This window comes from Exiguobacterium sp. s150 (genome assembly GCF_018618435.1).
In the GTDB taxonomy this organism is placed as follows: domain Bacteria; phylum Bacillota; class Bacilli; order Exiguobacteriales; family Exiguobacteriaceae; genus Exiguobacterium; species Exiguobacterium alkaliphilum.
In genome coordinates, this window is the sequence record NZ_JACSMC010000045.1 from 1 (window position 1) to 18,472 (window position 18,472).

Annotated in this window: 16 protein-coding genes; 9 read left to right on the forward strand and 7 right to left on the reverse strand. The window is 41.7% G+C overall.

The genetic code is table 11. The features are described from left to right. Positions 1-891 precede the first annotated feature (891 nt). From KNP76_RS14655 to KNP76_RS14665, 3 genes are read left to right on the forward strand one after another with little or no spacing between them, the layout of a single operon-like run. The gene (locus KNP76_RS14655) at positions 892-2,220 is read left to right on the forward strand and encodes a primase C-terminal domain-containing protein (RefSeq protein ID WP_214844939.1); all 1,329 of its coding nucleotides are present in this window, start codon (positions 892-894) and stop codon (positions 2,218-2,220) included. After that, on the forward strand, positions 2,221-4,128 hold the full coding sequence (locus KNP76_RS14660) for an ATP-dependent nuclease (RefSeq protein WP_214844940.1): 1,908 nt from the start codon (positions 2,221-2,223) through the stop codon (positions 4,126-4,128). It abuts the gene before it with no gap. Next, the gene (locus KNP76_RS14665) at positions 4,112-5,956 is read left to right on the forward strand and encodes an ATP-dependent helicase (RefSeq protein ID WP_214844941.1); all 1,845 of its coding nucleotides are present in this window, start codon (positions 4,112-4,114) and stop codon (positions 5,954-5,956) included. The genes KNP76_RS14660 and KNP76_RS14665 overlap by 17 nt, the downstream gene beginning before the upstream one ends. Positions 5,957-5,983: 27 nt before the next feature. Here KNP76_RS14665 and KNP76_RS14670 read toward each other — a convergent pair whose 3' ends face one another. The 5 genes from KNP76_RS14670 to KNP76_RS14690 form a co-directional block, all read right to left on the reverse strand. Continuing rightward, complete coding sequence (locus KNP76_RS14670) at positions 5,984-6,532, reverse strand: recombinase family protein (protein WP_214844942.1); 549 nt, start codon at positions 6,530-6,532, stop codon at positions 5,984-5,986. Between the two features lie 238 nt (positions 6,533-6,770). Continuing rightward, entirely contained in the window at positions 6,771-7,721 is a 951-nt protein-coding gene (locus KNP76_RS14675) for a DUF4062 domain-containing protein (protein WP_214844943.1), read from the reverse strand. 121 nt (positions 7,722-7,842) lie between these two features. Then, positions 7,843-9,024: an IS256 family transposase gene (locus KNP76_RS14680; RefSeq protein ID WP_214844944.1), complete on the reverse strand. Its 1,182-nt coding sequence runs from the start codon at positions 9,022-9,024 to the stop codon at positions 7,843-7,845. A gap of 163 nt (positions 9,025-9,187) precedes the next feature. Continuing rightward, positions 9,188-9,694: a hypothetical protein gene (locus KNP76_RS14685; RefSeq protein ID WP_214844945.1), complete on the reverse strand. Its 507-nt coding sequence runs from the start codon at positions 9,692-9,694 to the stop codon at positions 9,188-9,190. Between the two features lie 14 nt (positions 9,695-9,708). Further along, positions 9,709-10,848, reverse strand: a complete 1,140-nt coding sequence (locus KNP76_RS14690; protein ID WP_214844952.1) for a DNA cytosine methyltransferase — start codon at positions 10,846-10,848, stop codon at positions 9,709-9,711. 230 nt (positions 10,849-11,078) lie between these two features. Here KNP76_RS14690 and KNP76_RS14695 point away from each other — a divergent pair, with 230 nt between their 5' ends. Both KNP76_RS14695 and KNP76_RS14700 read left to right on the forward strand, forming a co-directional pair. Continuing rightward, on the forward strand, positions 11,079-11,642 hold the full coding sequence (locus tag KNP76_RS14695) for a hypothetical protein (protein ID WP_214844946.1): 564 nt from the start codon (positions 11,079-11,081) through the stop codon (positions 11,640-11,642). After that, positions 11,635-13,233, forward strand: coding sequence for an AlwI family type II restriction endonuclease (locus KNP76_RS14700; protein WP_214844947.1), 1,599 nt, complete (start codon positions 11,635-11,637; stop codon positions 13,231-13,233). The genes KNP76_RS14695 and KNP76_RS14700 overlap by 8 nt, the downstream gene beginning before the upstream one ends. Positions 13,234-13,369: 136 nt before the next feature. On the opposite strand, the gene KNP76_RS14705 is transcribed toward KNP76_RS14700, so the two are convergent. Then, positions 13,370-13,711 (reverse strand): YolD-like family protein, encoded by a 342-nt coding sequence (locus KNP76_RS14705; protein WP_251137527.1) that lies wholly within the window; start codon positions 13,709-13,711, stop codon positions 13,370-13,372. Between the two features lie 371 nt (positions 13,712-14,082). Between KNP76_RS14705 and KNP76_RS14710 the strand changes: the two genes are divergently transcribed. From KNP76_RS14710 to KNP76_RS14720, 3 genes are all read left to right on the forward strand, one after another. Then, positions 14,083-14,538 (forward strand): JAB domain-containing protein, encoded by a 456-nt coding sequence (locus tag KNP76_RS14710; protein WP_214755040.1) that lies wholly within the window; start codon positions 14,083-14,085, stop codon positions 14,536-14,538. A gap of 694 nt (positions 14,539-15,232) precedes the next feature. Beyond that, complete coding sequence (locus KNP76_RS14715; protein WP_214844948.1) at positions 15,233-15,679, forward strand: hypothetical protein; 447 nt, start codon at positions 15,233-15,235, stop codon at positions 15,677-15,679. Positions 15,680-16,023: 344 nt separating this feature from the next. Beyond that, the gene (locus KNP76_RS14720) at positions 16,024-16,650 is read left to right on the forward strand and encodes a helix-turn-helix domain-containing protein (RefSeq protein WP_214844949.1); all 627 of its coding nucleotides are present in this window, start codon (positions 16,024-16,026) and stop codon (positions 16,648-16,650) included. 228 nt (positions 16,651-16,878) lie between these two features. On the opposite strand, the gene KNP76_RS14725 is transcribed toward KNP76_RS14720, so the two are convergent. After that, positions 16,879-17,754: an NAD-dependent epimerase/dehydratase family protein gene (locus KNP76_RS14725; RefSeq protein WP_214844950.1), complete on the reverse strand. Its 876-nt coding sequence runs from the start codon at positions 17,752-17,754 to the stop codon at positions 16,879-16,881. Between the two features lie 233 nt (positions 17,755-17,987). Between KNP76_RS14725 and KNP76_RS14730 the strand changes: the two genes are divergently transcribed. Beyond that, a partial coding sequence (locus KNP76_RS14730; RefSeq protein WP_214844951.1) for a helix-turn-helix domain-containing protein occupies positions 17,988-18,472 on the forward strand: 485 nt, incomplete at its 3' end.

Here is an 18,472-nt window from a genome sequence, read left to right on the forward strand (position 1 = left end):
ATAAAAATGACAAGAGGCCCCCGTGAGCGAACAAGTCGCTCCCGGGGGCCTCTTTGTTATAAATCTACTGAGTTATGTCCCAGCCTCGTTTTTTTATGTGACGACAATTCATCTAAATATCTTTAAGATATACTCCTTTGCTGGATATTCAACCACGTTGATCTAACAAAGATAGATATTCAAAAAAACGGTATACATGTATACGTGTATACAAATCTACATGTATACAAATCTACATGTATACAAATCTACATGTATACAAATCTACATGTATACAAATCTACATGTATACATGTATACATCGGAAATGGAATCATCTGAAAAACGTCTTTAAATCAACGTTCTTAGCGAATTATTAATTCGAATTTTGTATACATGTATACAAATCTACATGTATACAAATCTACATGTATACAAATCTACATGTATACAAATCTACAAATCTACATGTATACAAATCTACATGTATACATTGCTTTTTATGAGCATAAACCCGAAAAAAAGCTGTTGTTAAGCGGTTTCTTTTATGAAAACATAGGGTTATGAAGTTCTTTCCAGTAGGAAAAAACGGCATAAAAAAATCTGATAACCTGGCCGTTATCAGATCCAAATCATCTGACTTAGTAGTCAGACTGTGTATTTAACAACGCTTCACCCTAAACCAGCCATCATGAATAGATTTGTAGAAACCTAGATTCCTAAAAACATAATACGATGAACTGATCCTTTTTCATGCGTTGTTCAAAAGAAAAACGTGATGAACAAAGGCGTCTTTCTTATGCAATCATTTTAGCATTGTTCTTTCTTCTCGACAATGTTCATCGTATTTCAGATAAATGGATACGCAACAATTTACGATGAGCCATAGAAAAGAAGAGAGGAGGATGTGGCATGGAAGTATTGAGAAATCTTTATCGAGACCAATTGACGGAAGCTCCGAAACGGGCCTCTCAGGTCGAGAAAACCGGATATAGCAAAGAACTAGGGTGGATTTTTGTCTGTCAGGAGTTCACACAACCACGTGCCATCCGTACATACCGCTCACTCTTTGGGGCAAAAGAAAAGTATACATATTTCACACCGAACACTTTTTACCGCAACGACCAACGTCATGCGGGTTCTTTGCGTTGGTTAAACGCCATGGTGATTGATATCGATGTCAAGACGTCGCAGAATGCAGGAATGATTTTCCCGGACGTCATGGACCGGGTGACGAGTGCAGGCCTGCCGACACCATCACTCGTCGTCCAGACGCCATCAGGTGGTTTCCATGTGTATTGGTACTTGAAAGAACCAAGACGCGCCTTTCCAAAAGTCGTGGATCACTATAAGCGCGTCCAACGAATGATAGCTGAGGAGATGAACGCGGATCTTCAAGCGATAGGTGCTGAACGTTGGTTCCGATTACCGACAGAAGAAAATACCATCTTCCGCTCGGGAGAACGTGTCTCTTTTGACGACCTTTGTGACTGGTTGACCGAGCAACAAGAGAATCAGTCGAAGAAAGGTAATGTAGCTTTAGGATCGACGGATTTATTATCTCACCCAGCAATCCTAAAGTTATTAGAAGGCGTGGAAGAGGGCCAACGTGATAATACATGCTACACCCTTGCTCTCGCATACAAGGCTGCAGGATATGAAGAAGATCAAGCCTTATCGTCACTTTATTGCTGGAATGAAAAGAATAGCCCCTCACTTCGTCAAATTGAGATTAAACGTAAAGTGAAAAGTGCCTTCAAGCCAGGTTCTCCGCTCGGCCCTTCATCGTATTGGATCGAGACCTTGTCTGGTATCGAGTTCAAATATCAAGTCTGGGAAGGGGCAAAGCCACGCGAAGAACGTACATATAGTCATCTAGATGAATGGAAAGAAGACATCCTTGCAGTTTTACGCAAAAACGGAGGGTGTATTTGTGGTGCGCAACGGACGCTTGTTTCTTTAATCATATCATCAGTAGATCCTTCCAAGTGCTTGTCATACGCAACATTCAAGCGCCTTGTTGCCGTCATGGTGGAAGAAGGACTAATAACAAAGGAAGTAGAAGGAAGGGGAAGATGTGCTAAGACAACGATAATGTTGGTTAAGAAAGATAATGTAGTTCTTTTCCCTGGTTCAATCGAATTTAATGGGCTCAACTCCAATACATTTATAGATACGGTGGTGGGTGGGTCTCTACTCCCGCTTGCAGTACTTGAAATAACTACGCTTAGGAGTGATTAGATGTCTTTGATGTTATCTGCTGTTCGTATTCGTAATTTTCGATCCTTATTATCTGCTGACTTTTCTTGTAGTTCTTCTTCTGGCACTGTATTGATTGGTGCGAACAATGCTGGAAAAACGGCTTTTTTATCTGCTATTAGAACGGTTTTTGATTCAAGATTTCCTGTATCATCAGAAGATATTTACCGGCGCTCAGGTGATCGTCTTTCTGATGTAGAGTCTAGGAAAGCAATTATTGACGTTTTGATTCTTCCTTCTGTTGAATTTCCTTTGGATGGTGATAGAACTTCTCAGGCGCCAGTTGAGTTTAGCGCTGAATGGCAAACGCACTTTGGCAACTTTATTTCCGTGGATGATGATTCTAATCAGTCGGTTTCTATTAGAGCCACGATTACGTTTAATCGTTCTAAAGGTGAGTTCGAAGTGGAGAGAAGAATCCTGTTGGATTGGCCTGAGAATGAAAATATTGAGGAGTATAATGATTATTTTAGAGATGTTCCTAGAGAGAACTTTTTTGAAGCATTACCAGTTTTTTATTTAGATGCTCGAAGAGATATTGTCGCGGACATGAGAGATAAGTTTTCTTACTTTGCTAAGTTAGTTAAAGACATTAAAATCGATCCAGATTCATTACTTAGATTTGAGGAAGAGCTACAATCAATTAATTCTCAAATCGTTAATGAAAGTGATGTATTACAGCACTTATCTGAAAAGCTTGGGATGGTCTCTCAGACTTTGGATGCGAATGCTTCGAAAATTCTTATCCATCCTGTAACTCAAAAAATGAATGACTTAGGAAGAAATTTGGTAATCAACTTTCAAGATGAATCTTCAGACGTATTTCCTATGAATAGTCATGGTATGGGTACACGAAGTTGGGTTACATTTTTAACTTTACTATCTTATGTAGACTGGCAGATAAAATTGAGAGGTTCTGAGGATAAATGTTACCATCCAATTATCTTGTTAGAGGAGCCGGAGGCACACTTACATCCCAATTCTCAACGAAATATCTATAAACAAATCAAGTCTTTGAATGGTCAGGTCTTTGTTAGTACACATTCACCGAGTATAGTTTCTCAAGTGGATCCGTTTGAAATACTCCATGTTTCTAAAAAAAATGGTAAGACTATAACTAAAACACTTTCTATTGATTTCACCTCAGAAGAGCTAAGGAAATTAAAGTTCGAAATTTTAAGGTCAAGAGGTGAGCTCCTTTTCTCTGAAATGCTCATCTTGTGTGAAGGCGAAACAGAGGAACAATCTTTACCTACATTTTTCAAAAAACATTTTGATCGTGAGTTATATGAAGTGGGAATCAATGTAGTTTCTGTAGGAGGATCAGGTAAGTATAGGCCATTTTTAAAACTTGCACATAGCTTTGATATACCTGTATTCATCTTTAGCGATGGTGAAGAGAGTGCTTTCAATGATGTCACAAAAGCTGTAGAAAGAATTTTTGGAGAAAAAAAAGATCAGCAGATGGAGAAAATAGTCTTTTTACCTGATGAGAATGATTTCGAACAATATTTAGTTCATGAAGGATACGCACCCGAGCTTATAAAAGCGTTAGAGGCTGAAAAGGGAGCAGGTTTCTTTGAAAAATTTTTTAAAACGAAACATGGAACATCTGCTGGTAGGTTGAAGTCAGACGATAAATGTCCAAGTTGCAATCAATTCATATTTGATGATGTTATCAGAGATTATCATAAGGAGGATGGTTCAAGTATTGCGTTGCTGGATTGTTTGGCAACAAATAAGACTGCCTATTCTTCAACAATTGCTGATTATATTATTAATTTAAATCGCGGAAGTGAACGAATGATCCCGAATAAAATAATTGAACTGTTCGACAAGATAACAGAACATCACTTACAAGAGAGGAGCCATCATGAAACTAACTACTAACCAATTAGAGGTTGTCAATTATGACGAGGGGGCTCTTCTTGTAACTGCCGGACCTGGTAGTGGTAAAACCAGAGTATTAATCGAGAGAACTGCAAGACTAGTTAGTGAAAGTCAATCAAGCGTATTAGCTCTTACATTCAGTAACAAGGCTGCAGAAGAGATTTTGGAAAGACTTGAACTTCGATTAAGTGAAAATGATATGAATAGCGTCAATGTTGGAACAATCCATTCCTTCTGTTTAGATGTAGTACTTACGAGAGGGAAAATGATAGGTCTTCCAACAAATTTAACGGTCATAGAGAATGATAAAGATAAAATTGAAATCATGAAAAAAGTACTATCAGATTTAGAAGTATCTAAAGAAAATAAGTACAACGTTCAATCGCTTTTATCTAAAATTTCTTATCTAAAGCAGAGCTTTTTCAAAAACGACTCAATGCTGGAGGAAGCAGACGAAAATTTATCATATATTTTTGAAGCTTACAATAATTTGTTAATTGAACATCATTTAATTGATTACGACGATATTTTGTTTTATGCATACAAATTATTAACTGAAAAACCTCAAATAGTAAAACTGTATTCGCGATTGTATAAACACGTTTTTGTAGATGAAGCTCAAGATTTAAACTTAAGCCAATACTTAATAATAAAAGCTCTATGCTTAAGTCATGGAAATTTGATGATGATTGGTGATGAAAATCAATCCATTTACGGGTTTAACGGATCTGATAGTAAATACATGACTCAGTTTTTCATGAGAGATTTTTCTCCTGAAGTTAAAAGATTAAATGAGAACTTTAGATCTACAAAAAAAATTATCGATGCCGCTAAAAGTCTCATCAATACTCTAGATGGAGATGTAGTATACCCGTTAGATGGAGACTTACAAATCAATCAGTTTAGTAACGATTACCTTGAGGCTGAATGGATTGTTAATCAAATTGCGAAGGAAGTATCTAATGGGAACGAGTGGATTGAGGGAACAGTAAAATATGAGAACATAGCAGTAATAGCAAGAAATCGCTATATTTTAAAGCCTTTAGAAGAAGCTTTGGGAAGAAAAAATATACCATACAATTTTAGAATACCTAGTAAGCCAATGGAAAGTTTGACCTTAGAAGGTCAAGTATTTGAGAACGGGATTAAACTCATCGTAAATCCTCAAGACCAATTGACTAAAAATAAGCTAACACCTTTATTTTTAGAGGAAATCGATTCTTTGGACCCTATAAATATAATGAGCAAAGCGACACTTCGTGATTCACCGGATTTCAAGTTAGAAGTACTAAATGAAATACAAAAAGCTTGGGAGCGTATCATAACGGATAGTTCTTCATTCTCAAGCGCTTTGAAAAAAATCACTGATGCAGTAGCGGTTATCGAAGTGGAAGCAAATGACGAAGAATTTAGCATTTGGAAAGAACAGTTTATGAATGACATGGACGCTTGGAAAAGTCATTGGGAAAAATACTGTAGAATGACTTCTGCTGATCAGAGGAGTTTGTCGCACTTCAAACATCAACTTTCTTTAGGAAGGACAGCTAATTTCAACTCAGTCGGAGTAACACTTTCAACAGTTCATATGACTAAAGGATTAGAATACGATATGGTCTTTATCATGGGGTTGTGTGAGGGAGTATTTCCAGACTACAGAGCTAATACAAATCAAGAGTTAAATGAGGAACTAAATAATATGTTTGTGGCAGTCACTAGAGCTAAGCGTGTTTGCTTTTTAACATATCCAGAATCTCGAATGATGCCCTGGGGAGATGTGAAAAAGCAATATCGTTCAAGGTTTTTAACTCAAATACAAAACAATTTATGATTTCAACCCTCAAATGATTAAAAACAATCACTTGAGGGTTTTTAAGTACTTATAAAAAGTAGATCTTGAGATATCTAGAGTCTTGGTAATATCATCCACTGTCATCTTGGCCTCATACATCATCATGGCTCTGGCCATGACCTGTTCATCAATTGGTTTTCTTCCACCCATCCTTCCTCTGGCTCGGGCAGCCTGAAGTCCAGCGTTTGTACGTTCGCGGATCAATTCACGCTCCATCTCTGCCAACCCAGCCATCATGGTGAAGAATAGTCGGCCGGCAGCCGTAGAGGTATCGACACCTAGTGTAATGATTTGAAGATTGATTCCGCGATCCTTCAAATCATCAATCAATTCAAGAAGCTTCTTTGTGGTTCTCCCCAACCGATCTAGCTTCCAGACGACCAGGGTATCACCTTCTCGTAAATAATCTAAGCACTTCTCAAATTCTGGTCTCTTTTTAACACTGGAGGCCTTCTCTTGAAAGATTTTAGTACAACCGGCTTTCTTAAGTTCATCTAGCTGCGAGTCCAAGTTCTGATCAAAGGTTGATACTCGTGCATATCCAATTCTCGTCATGAATAACCTCCGTTCATTTGTTTGTTTACTCATCAATCATAACAGAAAACAAACATTGATAAAAAGATAAGTTAAAAGACAATGGAGGCAAAATGAAAAGGGCTATTTACAGCCCTTTTCATTTTAATGTGTATTAACTATCAATTATGTCTTTTTAACGTTCGTTTTAAAGACGGATTATTGTTCTCTATTTTGATGAATTATTAACAGCCTTAGTTCCCAAAGCCCTTTCAAACGATTAGATTATTATATTTTCTACATCCCAGTAGGCTAAAAATTTATTACCTTCTTTACTAACTCGAATTTCGTCAATTTTCGCCCCTGTCCTTTTGACTACTTCACACACACTTAAATTGATAAGTTGAGAAGCTATATCCAATATGAAAGTTACATTAGAGTCCCGTTTTGAAGTTTGAATAGGGACGCCTCTCGTAAAATGACTTCTGAAAACAAGGAACAGCTCTAGCAAAGTCATTTCTCCCTTTCCAAGACCTTTCGCTTCTTCAGGAATAGCCATTCTCTTCTGTTCCATTACCTTTTTGACTTCTTCATATGATAGATTTCCAACTGTCTTATGTTTTCTTTGCTTCTCAAGCATATCTTTCAACTTAGTATTTTCTTTTAATAGTTTCCTGTTTTCATTAATCAATTCAGTCTGGTCTAAGATTTCACTTCCTTTGACCCAACCTGAGAACTCATACTCTGAACGATAAATGAGATCATTCAAAGATGTATGAACTGCTAATTTTATCTCTGCTATGTTTTCAACCTCTCTAACCATTTTTTTATGGATCATTTCTTTAAACGTATCGTATTTTTCTTTAGATCTTTGTTCGAAGACATTTGTCTCTGATTGCTCTGCGGCTTTTTGATAAAGCCAACTATTTTTTAGTACCACAGAAAAAATAGGTGTTTTTGTTTCCAACGCATACTCATACTCTAACTGAGTATAGCTTTTCCCGGAAATTGGTTCGATACTTCCATATCGCCCGCCAAGAATAAGCATATATACGTCAGATTCATCAATCCAACGCTTAATAGTTGTCCATTGATCGTCATTTCCTGCCTTAAAAAGTTCCATTCCCGCAGGAATATGATTTGCGTCCAGAGTTGCTTCAACCGCGGCCTGTCGTTCGTTCTGTAAATCTAGAAATGTAGACGAAATGAAGACCTGTATCTTTTTATTCATGAGAGTCTCCTAGCGGCATCGATGGCCAACAGTTTATGAATTTTATATTTTACTTAGAACAGAAAGAGACCGTCAAGAATTATGTGTAAATAAGTAAAACCTTTTCTTGTATGTATTTTCATTAAGCCTGTTTGAACATCTCAGTCAGCTCTGCGCGAGCTTGATCGAATCCGATATGGCAGCGGGTGGAGAAGTTCTGGTTGTAGATTTCGAACTGGGAAACCAGGAATCGGTCCAAAGAATCCTCGTTCGGAAATTGCTCCTTGCGCTTGCTGTATTTCTTCACTTTCTTGTTGAATGACTCGATCAGATTCGTCGAATAGATGCTACGCCAAATGGCTTTCGGAAAGTCGTAGAACGTGAAGACAAAGGGATTGGCTTCCAGCGATTTCGTCACTTTGGGATAAGCCGTTTTCCACTTGTCGACAAAGGCTTTCAGCGCTTCTTCACCCAGTTTCCGGCTCTCAGCCCGGTAGACCGATTTGAAGTCATCGAGAATCTCCTTCCGGTCGGTGACGCGGACTTTGTGGGCAATGCCGCGCGACAAATGGACGCAGCACGCCTGATACTTCGCATCCGGAAAGATCGCGAAGATGCGATCAGGGATGCCTTTCAAGCCGTCGGAGATAAACAGAAGCACCTCTTCGACACCGCGCTCTTTCAAGTCCAATAGGACTTCTTCCCAAACGAATGCGGATTCCGTGGGCGCCACTGTATAGGCCAGCACTTCTTTCGAACCGTCCTCTCGAATGCCGACCGCAATATAGACGGCTTCCTTAGATACGGTATCGCGCTTGAGTGAAATATAGGTCGCATCCAAATAGACGCACACGTAGCGGGCGGCCAGCGGGCGGGCTTTAAACGCCTCCACCTGTTCGCTCATCGCTTTCGTCATATTGGAAATGGTTTGCGGCGTGTAGTGATGGCCATACATCTTCTCGATCAGATCCGAGATTTCGGACATCGTGACGCCTTTCTGGAACATGTGGATGACGAAGGACTCCAGCGTATCGTTCGAGCGCTTGTATGGTGCGACCGTCTGTTGGTTGAATTCACCATTCCGGTCCCGCGGAATCGAAAGCTCCAAGTCTCCGTACTCCGTATGGAGTGTCCGCATGTAAGAACCGTTGCGGGAGTTACCCGAGTTGAAGCCAATGCGATCGTATTTCTCGTAGTCCAGGAAAGCTGTCAGTTCTGTCTGAAGGAGCGTATTGACCGCCGTCTCCAGGTGCTTGCGGAAAACTTCGGAGATGTCTTCTTTTTTTACTAGAGCTTGCATAATATCTGTTGTAAACTGAGTCATAGGGAAGGCCTCTTTTCTGTGAATTGGTTGTGGTGACTTAATTCTACAAGAAAAGGTCTTCCTTTTTCTATTTATTCATTTACACAACATATTTTACGCTCTCAACAGAAATAAATGGAGTTACAATTGTCATATAATTGCTGAGCATTCGTCACAACATATTTTAACTCTCAGCAAGACTGTCTAATGATATTCGAGATTCTTCCCTCAAGTATTCAAGTGATAAAAAGCTATGAATAAATCGGTATTCGCCAATTAAACTAAAAATATTTTCTGTTGTTATCTGTTCAAATCTTTTGATGTCGGTCTCTTCTGGCCACTCGATAAAAGGAGTTTTTTGACATAATCCAAATTTAATATCCAAATACGCAGATACTGGTTTACCGCTTCTATCATTGACAATTGCGATGCCGGATTGTTCTACGGAATGCAAATCGAAGTCTAATGCGATAGTGTCTTCTTTATTCCATGGCAGAATTGTTCCATCACCTCGACGGAGACGATTCTCCTTAAGCAAGTGAAGGTTATTTTTTAAAAAGTCTGTAGGTGGATCAAGTTCTAGTGAAAGGTATCCCTCATCTTTATTACCCGAATTGAAGCTGGACGATATTCCACCTTGTTGAAGAATCGAGGCTACATTATATATGTGAGTTGAATGTCGCAATATCATCATTTCACCCCCATTCACAGGATAGGAGTACTGATTTTTATAGTTTTTTCACCCTTCAGATTGTTTAATTGTAATTTCGGAGTGGGTTCAACTGAATCGTATTCTATGCCAGCAAAAGTTTTTAAAATCGCTTCAAAAACAATTTGAGCTCCTGCCGGTGGGACAGCCATGCCGATTTGCTTACGTACCTGCTCCTTGCTACCAATGAACACGAAATCATCCGGGAAGGTTTGGAGGCGAGCCCGCTCACGGTTTGTCAAAGCACGTTCTTCTTCCCAGTGATACATATGCGTACCGCCACCACCGCTACCAGTAACCGTATACGCTGGACGGTTCGGGTCTAATCGTTTATAAATCGAACTCAGACGTGCACCTTTAACGTTTAGCCGCAAATGTTCTGGGATACCTAGGTACCAAGCATTTTCACCAGGTGGAATATGCCCAAGCATTTCTACCACTTTAGCGTTGTGCCGAGTCAATTCATTATTCATTGCATCTTCTGGAATCGGAGGATTCAAAATTGCCTCACTTGCTGTTTTGACATTGTCGAGTGTGTTAAGTGGCGCGGGAACTTTAAATTTGATTCCTTGCTCTGCCAAATCTTTGCGAATCCCAACGATGATGATTCGGTGACGAGCCTGAGGGACCCCATAGAGTTCAAATTTATAGAGGTGAGGTGTCAATACATAGCCGCACTCTTCAAGCTCAGTCAAAATTTGAATGAAGGCTTTACCTTCGTTGGCACTTTGAAGACCACCTACGTTCTCAGCGACGAAAAACTTCGGTTGATACTCGTTCAGTACTTTGACCCCATAAGAGTAGAGAGGACCGAATGTCCCGTTCAAGCCTTGTTTCTCACCAACCTGGCTATAATCATTGCATGGGAACCCGAAAGCGAAGCAATCGATGTCACCCAGGACCGACTTGTCTCCAATTGGAAGTTGTTCGACGGGCCCATGGTGGACAGAATTATCTTCAATATCATCACAAATATTGAAACGGAATGTTTTGCAAGCTTGCTCGTCGTAGTCGTTTGACCATTCATGTACGATCCGATACTCCTCGTTTGTCTCTGGATGAATCACGTGTGCATTTTTCGCACCAAGAGAAAGGCCACCTGGACCATTAAAAAGTTCACCTTTTTTAAATATCATAATAAAACTCCTCACTTTCAATGCTTTCAAAAAAACGAAAGTATGTTCTTGCTTACTCATAAGCCTATTCTACATCTCTTTTTAACAAATAGCAGCCCTAAAGCTCAAATCGTAAAAAACTAAAATACAGATAGCCATCAAAGTAAAATCATTCAACATTGAATGATTTTACTTTGATGGCCTGTTGTAATCTGAATTTAGCAACAGATACCAAAGAGGGGGAGGAGCAGTTGAAAGATAAGCGTCTTAGAAACTTAAGAGAGTTATGTGAAATGTACCTCTGTTCGAGTTTTATTACAGAAGAAATCATAAGTGCGTTCAAGGAACATCTGGCACAAAAGGATATCAGAAGAATCCTATCGGAGAAGACAGGACGAGAACTCAACTCAATTTATCGAGATGAACGTGCCGGGAACGTCTTCAATGCGATCACGTTGATTCGATACTGGAAGGCCGCACTGGAGATGAAAGAAGAGCTAATGAATGGAACGATGTCTTCTTTCACAAAAAATAGTGATTCGTCAGATATCTCGATTCTCGAAATCGAAGAAATCATTAGGAAGTATGGGGAGACTATCGAATCGATATCTGAGCTCGATGGTGAGATTGAATTTGATGAGGCAGTCGAAAACCATTTCGATGTCATCTATCGAGTCGTCGAATATTATGACAAAAATCCATTGCCGGGGAACCGAATGGTCAAAAAGCAGTTATTGATTGAATTGAATGATCGACCAGACATACGAGAACGAAAAAATAAAATGAGAATTGAAAGGATGAAACAATATGGCTGAACGTAAAGTATGGTTTATCACACGACCGGAGAGAGATCCGCGTTTCCACGCGGAGGCTGTCACTGCATTGAAAGAGGCGACAGAAAATTTCACGAAGAAATGGGAAGGGAACCGAGAACTGCACAAGCATTATGAATCGGTCCTTGCAGCACATGGGTTAAAGCGTAACAACGTGAGCAATGACGGATCAGGTGGACGTACGTGGTGCGCGATGTTAAAGACATTCTCGTACTGTTACATCGATAAAGAGGGCTTTGTGAAACCGACGAAGGTCGGGAAGGCACTCGTAGATGGGATTAAAGAATATGAGAACGTGAAGAAGCAAATTCTCACGCTTCAAATTCCGAATGCCTACTTCATGGAAAAAGGATTCCGACCGAAATTCGAAGAAGGATTCCGTATTCGTCCAGCGCGCTTTTTGATCAAACTCGTACAACGTTCAGAGCTTGAGTACCGTCTATCTAAAGAAGAAATTACGTATTTTGTTTTGACTGCACAACAAGATTCACAGGAACAAGAGGTTGTCTCAAAAATCCTATCATTCCGAAAAGCGTCCCCAGAACAAAAAGAATCAATGAAGCAAGAGGTCGCGGTTCACTACGATCATCGGGCCCGGAATGACAAGGCCGCTCGCGATTACTATCAGGCCCATTCTGACGTTGCGCATACATTCATGTTGCTGTGTGAATATACGGGATTGGTTGAATATCAGAGAGGAACGTCGATTCTGAGAACAGAACCGACTTTAGTTGACACGGCGATGGAAAGTATCGCTTATTACGATTCGCGTTACCCGTTCAATACGCGTTACCTGATCTCGGTTGAACGGATGGCCCAGAACAGCGGTCTGGACGTCGACAGCTATAAATCAAATGAGTTTGGTGACATCAAACCGGCCAACAATTCGGTTAAAATGACAAAAAAAATTGAAACTGTCTTGAATAAAATCCCTAACCCTTTGGAATTGACACATGAAGAGCTTCTGTCTCATTTCGAGCCGGTCTTTGGGAAACGCGATGCATTGAAAGCCGTGAATGCCGTACAGGCTGGAAAAGAATCAATAAATCATCTTTCTGAAGATTTTGTAGAGAGATATCTAGGGAACATGACGCATAATGAATTTGAACGAACGACCACAGAAATCTTGAAGGCAATCGGTTTCGACACAATCTACCAACCTAAGATCCAGGGCAAGCAGACAGAAATCGAAATCTTGATTCGTTCAGGTTCCATTCATGGCATCATCGATACCAAACATTATCCGAATGGGTTTGGGTTAACCCAACAACTCGCGAATTACATGGCATCGGAGTACATTCAAAACTATATGACCTATGACGAAAGTAAGCTTGAGTTCTATGGGTATGTCACCTCTGGAGGTTTCACGGGCGAAAAAAAATTAGAGTCGATCACGTCGCTTGCGAAAAAATTAACAGGTGAAACGATTGAAGGGTTAATGATTACGCGTGAAGTGTTGATTGGTTTCCTAGACTATTGTTTGGAGAATCAAATACCTCGAGAAGAACGGGTCCGTCTATTTATTGAGAATGCTAAAAACAAAGGATTCAATGATTTGAAGCAATTCGTATAAATCAAGATATGAATCCAGTTGTATAAGTGAATCGAGTCGTGAAGGGAAGAGCACAGTCGCTCTTCCCTTTTATTTTGGAAAAGTCGAGGAGCGACACTTCGTTTCGTGACGCAGACTTCGAACAACCGCTAGGGCGTTAGTCCATCGACCGCTCCACATGGATGATCGCATCGAACGGTACATGAATGATCCCGTCTCGCTGATTGGCCAGTTCGACGGTCCGCTCCAAATAGTTCGTCCGGTGCACAAACCCCTTGAACCGTTTCATCTCCCGCTCCTCCACATATTTCACCTCGACCATATCCCCACTGAAAATTGCGTCATTCAGCACGTTTTCATAAACCGATAAGACCTGTTCATCGACATCTGGCATCTCAATCTTTTGGATTTCCTTATAATACTTCGTCAATAACGCCTTGTGCTCGGGCATAAGGAATGGGATCCATTTTAGCTCACCCCGGTCGCGATACATCGTCATCACAATTACCCCTTTCAATTTAACGAACGTTTGTTCTTATTTTATACCCCGTTTGTCTCATTTGAACAGCCTTTTTCGTGTTTGATGATCCGTGCGTCCTGTTTCCGTACTCTAGCTCGCTGGTCGTCGGTGCAAGGGACGTCAAAAAAATGACGCGCTCTTCGGCCCGTCTTCCTTCGCTTTTGGCTCAAAGCGAGGCTTTTCGCTCGTGGGCTACGGAAGCCTGGTCCTCCGTTTGCTCTACGCATTTTTTTGAGGCTCTCCCTGCGGTCGCCCTTGCACCGTCTCCCGACGCTCGCTTCGTTCCCGTCAACAGGACGCACAACGGTGTTCGTTCTGAGCACAGCTTATCCGAAAGGGGACAAACCAACATGGAACTATCCGCCATCATCGAGGTCATCCGTATCAAGCAAGAGGTTCGCGAGGAAATGGTCGCCCTCGAGCACGCCATCATCCACTCACCGGACAGCGCCCGACAAATCGGGTCATCGTTCATCGGGGACGACGACCGTGAAGTGTTCCTCGTCATCATGCTGAATACTAAAAATCGGGTCATCGGCGTCCACCGTGCGCACGTCGGGAGCGTCAACTCGAGCGTCGTCCACCCACGGGAGGTCTTCAAATGCGCCATCTTGAACAACGCCTCGTGCCTCATCGTCTGTCATCAACACCCGAGCGGGGACCCGACACCGAGCCGGGAAGACATCCTCGTCTCGGAACGGTTACATGAAGCGGGGGACCTCATCGGCATCCCGGTCCTCGACCATCTCATCCTCGGGTCGGACGAGTCATACGTCAGCATGAAACAGCGAGGTTACATGGGTTGAATGGAATGGAGTGGGGCCGGGGGACCGGTCCCGGTCCGTCTGGGAAGGGCAAGGACGAAAAACGTGCGTTTTTCTTTGATGAGACGGGCGACTCGCGTTGCTCTCGCCTGGATCCATAGAGCGGGATCCGGGAAAAGGATCGTTTTCGCATGACGAAAACGAGACGGTTCGTATGTGAAGATTGGACGTTATTTTGGTCTGTCTCGTAAGAAGAGTGTTTGATGAAATGGCAGAAGTGAAAAGCGCGCTTGTTTATTGAAAATGACTATGTTTTTTAAACAAGCCCTAGGGCTTGTTTGAAACAACACCAGGGCTTACGTGAAATAAGCCGAGATGTTGCTTACGTGGATGCGAGATATCATGAGGCTATCAACAGGAGAGGATGATTCAGATGGATAAATTCCAACTAGACCAACAGACGATGGACGAAATGACGGAGGTATTGCTACGCCGCCTACCGGATCGGTTAAACGTTAAGAACGGGGAATTTAAACTTGTGAGTATGGATATCCTATGTGATGTGAAAGAAGGGGAGTTATTGACAAGAAGCACAGTTTTTTTCACCACCAATACGCTTCGAACATATGGTCGACCGTAAGAATTTTCTAGATGTATACATGTAGATTTGTATACGTGTATACATGTATACGCGTATACATTTTTTTGAATGGGAATCGTTTCTACTAGTGTATGGATGAGGACTGAACTGTCTTTTTACGGGGAATCGTTCTATAGAGAACCGGAAGGGGGAGGTGTGAAGGACGAGGGGCTGCTTGATGACTATGCGTTCGCGGGATTGGATCCGTTCGTCCAGACCGTGTTCTCGGAACTGATGGAACATCCCGAGTGGATGCGTGTCGTCGACAAGGAACATTGCGTCGAGAAGGTCGTCCGGTTCGATGAAGGACGGAACTCGCCCTATTTCCGGGTATTGATTTACCTGGATGCAGAAGCGCGTCCGATCAAGAAAATGTATCTATATGGGACATGGGTGGTGGCGAATGGGGACGTCAGTTTCGTCGTCTCAGAGCTATCCAAGGGTGTATTCGAATATGAGGTGATGCATGTCCATTGGCTCATCAAGTATCGGTTCGAGGATTGGGGAGTCTCTGAAGACGGGGCATGGGAGAAGGAATGGTGATCCAGGCTCATGCGTGAGCGTCTAACGCCTCGTGGCGAAGTCGCTCATCGCACCGCTGCCCCCCTGACGGCCCGATAACAAGAGCTGCTGGCTTTGTCGCCGCATCTCTATGTTCCTGGCCCTTTCTAACGGGAGGCACGGAGCGTAAGGACAACGTCAAAAGCAAGAGCGTGGGCGCGTCTCACGCCACGCGAGGAACACCATTCGGCTGAATGGTGTTTTTGTTTGGAAGTCATTCACCGATTTCCGATTAATTTGAAGTGGATTAAGATAACATCTTAATTTAATACAATGTTTATGGTATTATATAATAAAATCATCATTGTGTTAAAGGGAGGTCTATTATGTATACGATTGACGAAGCATTTGAAATTTTATCGAAGAACAAGCTCACAAGCCATAAGGAGACGGTCCGCAACTGGGTACGGAAAGGCGTGATCCAGGCGGAACCGCTCGAGTCGCGTAAAAAAGGATATCGGATCAGTGAGGAGGCGCTCGAGCAGTTCATCAAAGAGCGGATGCCTGACGGGTGGGAGATGTATCCAGAGTCGGTGACGGGAGACGTTCGGGATGTCGTCAAGAATGAAGAAGAGGCCCCGTATCATGCCGAAATCGATATAGAAGCGATCAAAGAGCAGGGGCGTATCGAGATGTGGAATCGAGTGGCCGGTCGTTGGCTATGGGAAGGTCATCTTGAAATCACACGGACGATGATACGAAATGCGATCGAGCACAGAGGTCATTCAAAAGAGTTCGGGCAGTTCGTCTGGGAACGATGTCTCAAGGACAGCGCACCGCGTAAAAGACCACGAGTCCTTTACTTAGTCGATGCGTTTCTATTCGAAGGGGAGCGGGTACCGTTTGATCAGGATTTTGGCATCAAAGAAGAACAAATCATGCATGCGTTGATTGAGCATGTCAGGGTGAAGAAGAGAACAGGTATGTATAAAAATGAAGCGGATAGCAGATGATAGTTGTAGCATGATAGACGATTGGATGATATTTGTGAAGGCACAACTTATTTAGCGAAGAGGGTGATGCCTTGCAATCTATAATCAGCGGGCACTTATTAAAAATGCTTGACTCTCCAATGCGTTCAACGAGTCATATAAGCAAAGAGGAACACCATTCGACCGAATGGTGTTTTTGTGTTATGAAATGAGATTAGACATTTGTGTTTCTTAACGATGAACTTTAGATTAGCGTGGTACAAGTTTTATAAGGTTATTCATAGTCTGCTCAAATGTTTTAAGCGGTCTATATCCGATTTCTCGAATCTTCTCGACTGTGTAGGTCGCCTTCTCTACTTGGCGATTAGGAGGAATGATTTTCTTTTTGGCAGCAATGGCTAACTGTACACGAAAATGGCGATCGTCTACATTCAGATCTATGGCGTGGTACACTTCTCCGTCTATGCCATCTAATAAAGCTATGTAAATCATTTCAGCTAGATTATCGGCATGGACCCATGGAACGGAGTCATCGGGATGAACCCATGTTACATTGTCGCAGGATAGCATGCGTTTAACTTGATTGTCACCCCAATAGGAGTTCGTTTCTGCACAGATAGCACCAGATCTCAAAATAATAACAGGGAGACCTTTGTCATTATAAGCGGACAGGATTTGTTCAGAACGAATTTTAGTGGAGATATATGTTTCTGGATGGTCATATGCGAGAGGTGAATCTTCATCGAGGTGTCCGCTTTGAGGCTCCCCATAAACCGATGTCGTAGAAATATGGATGAATTTTTTAACACTATTATCTAGTGCTGCGTGAGCCAGAAACTTTACTCCCGTAATGTTTGAAGCTATCGCAAGTTCAGTATCTTCCCCAAGATATGCCGCACAGTTGATAACATAATCAATCCCTTTCATGATTTTAGATAAATAAGTTGAGTCTGTTAAATCACCAATGAGAGGTACAAACCCCTCATCACGAAATTTTTGTGCTAAAGATTGGTTTCGAATTAGAACGATGACCTCGGCGCCTTCATTTTTCATTTTAGATGCAACGCGTCCTCCGAGTGTCCCTGTAACACCTGTAATTAAAATTTTTCGATTTTCTATGTGCATCGGACCACTCCTGTCAATTATGTTTGTATGTATAATACATTAAAAGGTTAAAAATACAAATAGTAACTAGTGTAAAAAATGTTTTAATTGATGTTTTTTTGAAATGATGAATTATAAAATTTAGTACAACACCTGAACGCGAACACAAAAACCCCACAGCGGTATGATATGCTCCCCAATAGGTAGACAGACGAAATAACAAATCTGTTTATCTGATTGGGGAGTGTTTTTTTATGGCGAGAAGTCGGCATACGATCGAACAAAAATTGAGTGCGCTGCGCATGATGGAAGAAGAAACATATACTTGGAAAGAAATCATGGAGGCTCATGGCGTCTCTAGGCACACCCTCCAGGTGTGGAAAGTGAAATTCGATACCGTTGGGATCGATGCGTTGAAGGAATCGAAGGCATGGAAACTGTACACCAAGGAACTGAAAATCGCGGCCGTCCGCGACTATCTCGATGGGTTCACTAGAATGGAGGTACTCTCCAAGTATCAGATCAGTGATTGGTCTGTTCTTCGTAAATGGATTAAGAAGTATACTAGTCATAGCGAGTTAACAGATTCGAGAAAAGGGATGGATCGAGCTATGACAAAAGGAAGAAAAACCACATTCGAAGAGCGCCTTGAGATCGTGAAATACTGTTTGGAGAATGGACGCAACTACCAGCAGACCGCGGAACAATATCAGGTGTCCTATGCCCAGGTGTATGGCTG